General features: G+C 70.9%; 5 protein-coding genes. 3 read left to right on the forward strand and 2 right to left on the reverse strand.

From position 1 onward, the window contains the following. Positions 1 to 601 (reverse strand): adenosine kinase (locus RT567_RS15600; RefSeq protein WP_313577148.1); only part of this gene is annotated, 601 nt, incomplete at its 3' end. A gap of 148 nt (positions 602 to 749) precedes the next feature. Between RT567_RS15600 and RT567_RS15605 the strand changes: the two genes are divergently transcribed. Together RT567_RS15605 and RT567_RS15610 are read left to right on the forward strand one after the other, a co-directional pair. After that, complete coding sequence (locus tag RT567_RS15605; protein WP_313577149.1) at positions 750 to 905, forward strand: hypothetical protein; 156 nt, start codon at positions 750 to 752, stop codon at positions 903 to 905. Beyond that, positions 905 to 1,636: a transporter gene (locus RT567_RS15610; RefSeq protein WP_313577150.1), complete on the forward strand. Its 732-nt coding sequence runs from the start codon at positions 905 to 907 to the stop codon at positions 1,634 to 1,636. The genes RT567_RS15605 and RT567_RS15610 overlap by 1 nt, the downstream gene beginning before the upstream one ends. Before the next feature lie 2 nt (positions 1,637 to 1,638). Here the strand turns inward: RT567_RS15610 and nth are convergent, their stop codons facing one another. Next, positions 1,639 to 2,403: an endonuclease III gene (gene nth, locus RT567_RS15615; protein ID WP_313577151.1), complete on the reverse strand. Its 765-nt coding sequence runs from the start codon at positions 2,401 to 2,403 to the stop codon at positions 1,639 to 1,641. Positions 2,404 to 2,540: 137 nt separating this feature from the next. Between nth and RT567_RS15620 the strand changes: the two genes are divergently transcribed. Then, positions 2,541 to 2,942: biotin/lipoyl-binding protein (locus RT567_RS15620; RefSeq protein ID WP_313577152.1), on the forward strand; the 402-nt coding region annotated here is incomplete at its 3' end.

The following is a 2,942-nucleotide window of genomic DNA, read 5'->3' on the forward strand; positions in this document are numbered from 1 at the left end:
GGGTGATGGCGACCTTGCGGCCCGCCGCGTGGGCGGCGGCGGCGGCGGCCTCGAAAGCCGCGCGGGCCGGGGCCGGGTCGAACAGATAGCCTTCCAGATAGACGATGGCGCTGTCGCCGACGACGGCGGCGTCCACGTCGGCCGTGGTCAGCTGATTGGCGGCGCCCAGGAAGGTGCACATGGTGCGCTGGCCGTCCGGCGTGACGTTGATCAGGCAACGCCCGGTGCCAAAGCCCTTGCCCGCGCCGTCTTCCAGCACGGGGGTGTCGAAGTGGACGCCGACGGCGCGGATGTCGTGGCTGAAGACCTCGCCCAGGGTGTCCTTGGCCACCTTGCCGATATAGGCGGCGCGCCCGCCGAACGAGCCGACGCCCGCCACGGTGTTGCCCGCCGAACCGCCGGACGCCTCGACCCCCGCCGCCATGGCGTCATACAGGGTCGCGCTCTGCGCCTCGTCGACCAGCTGCATCGAGCCGGGGACCAGGCCCTTGGCCTCCAGGAAGGCCGCATCGCACGGCGCCAGAACGTCAACGATGGCGTTGCCCAGGGCGCAGACGTCGAAACGGGCGTTTTGGGCGAAGGCAGGCAGGGATTGGGTCATGTCCGCCCCATAGCGGGCGAGGCGTCCGCGCGCCAGAGCGCCGGCCTCGCCGTCGTGCGAAAAGCGGCCCTTCACGCGGCGCCATCGGCGGCCTAAGTCGAGACCTTCCCTTGCAGACGGCCCCGCCGGGCCTTGCGGAGCCGCGCCCATGACCGACGTCGCCGTCCTGACCCCTGATCCGGCCGATCCCACCTATTCGACCCTGTGGCCCGGCGTGCTGGACCGGCTGGGCGAGGCGCTGGCGACGGCGGGGGTCACGGCGCGACGCCCTGGACCGATCACGTCGAGAACGCCCGCGCCCTGATGGACTATCCGCTGGTCCTGCCGCTGCTGGTCTGGGGCTATCATCAGGACCACGACCGCTGGGTCCAGGCCTGCGCGACCTGGGCCGAGGCGGGCGCCCCCCTGGCCAATCCGGCCGCGACCCTGCGCTGGAACGCCGACAAGCGCTATCTGGCCCGCCTGGCGGAAAAGGGCGTGACCGTGCCTCAGACGATCTTCGCCGACCATGTCGACGCCACGGTGGTCGAAGCCGCCTTCGCCGCCACGGGGGCCGAGACCCTGATCGTCAAGCCGACCGTCTCGGGCGGCGCCTGGCGCACCCTGCGGGTGGCGGCGGGCGACCTGCTGGACACAGCCCTGGCCGACGCCCCCGTCGGCGGGACGATGATCCAGCCCTATCTCAAGGCCATCGAGACCGAGGGCGAAACCTCCCTGCTCTATTTCGGCGGCGAACTGAGCCACGTCGTGAACAAGCGCCCCGGCGCGGCGGACGAGTTCCGCATCCAGACCCAGTACGGCGGGCAGTACCAGGCTCTGAAGGCCGCGCCGCAGGGCGCGCTCGATCTGGCCGAACGCACCTTGGCCGCCATCGACGAAGACCTGCTCTACGCCCGTATCGACATGACGAAGGGCGACGACGGCGAATGGGTGCTGATGGAGGCCGAACTGATCGAGCCGGACTTCTACCTGGCCGCCGCGCCTGAAGCCGGCGCCCGCTTCGGCCAGGCGGTGCGGGCGCGTCTGGAGCGCTAGGCCTACACCCCCATGAAGCTGGCCCGCGACGGGCACAGGTCCGAGATCACGCACCCCGGACATTTCGGCCGCTGCGCCAGGCAGGTGTAGCGGCCGTGCAGGATCAGCCAGTGGTGCGCCTTGGGCAGCCAGGCTTCGGGCACCACCTGATGCAGCTGGACCTCCACCTTGTCCGGCGTCGCCGCATTGGCCAGGCCCAGCCGGTGCGAAACGCGGAAGACGTGGGTGTCCACCGCGATGGCGGGCTCGATCCCCAGTTCGTTCAGCACCACGCTGGCGGTCTTGCGCCCCACCCCCGGCAGGGCCTGCAGGTCGGCGCGGTTCAGCGGCACCTCGCCGCCGTGCTTGTCAACCAGCATCCGCGCGGCGGCGATGACGTTCTTCGCCTTGGTGCGATAAAGGCCGATGGAGGCGATCAGGGGGATCAGCCCCTCCTCGCCCAGGCCCAGCATCTTCTGCGGCGTGTCGGCGACGGCGAACAGGGCCTTGGTCGCCTTGTTGACCCCCACGTCGGTCGCCTGGGCCGACAGGGCGACGGCCACCACCAAGGTGTAGGGATTGACGAAATCCAGCTCGGTCTTCGGGTCGGGCATGACGCCTGACAGGCGGACGAAGATTTCCTCCACCCGATCCTCGTCCGGCGGCCAGCTGATGATGGCGCCGACGGGGGCCTTCTTGGGCTGGCGCGAGCGCTTGCCCGGCGGCGGGGTCAGCCCGGCCTTCTGGACGGCCTTCTTCTGGCGGGAGGCGGATTTCAACGGAGCCATGACCCCGCTTCGCCTCCTCCGCGCCCGGCGTCAATGTCGCGCGCTCGCCATGCTGCGACAAAAAATCGCAGTCGCGCCTTGTATTCTGGACCGCGCCGTCCATTTTACGCGCGAAATCGAAGCGAGCTGTCTCCCCCATGGCCCTCCCCGCCCCGCTCAAGAAGCGTCTGCCCCTCATCGTCGCCGGCGTCGTCGGCCTGGGCCTCGTCGTCGGCGGCGTGGTCTGGTGGCAGGGCAAGCAGCGCTGGGAAGGCACCGACAACGCCTTCGTCCAGGCCGACACCGTGGCCGTCAGCCCGCGCATCGGCGGCGAGGTGGTCGAAGTCCTGGTCAAGGACAACCAGCGCGTCGAGGCCGGTCAGGTGCTGGTCCGGCTGGACGACGCCGACGCCCGCGCCGCCCTGGCCCAGGCCCAGGCCAATCTGGCGGCCCTGACCGCCGCCGTGGCCAATGTCGACGCCCGGACCGAGCAGGAGCAGGCCACCATCGCCGCCCGCGCCGCCGCCGTGACCCAAGCGCAGGCCCAGGCGAACCTGGCC

Origin of the sequence: Brevundimonas sp., assembly GCF_032107865.1 — a bacterium.
GTDB lineage: Bacteria > Pseudomonadota > Alphaproteobacteria > Caulobacterales > Caulobacteraceae > Brevundimonas.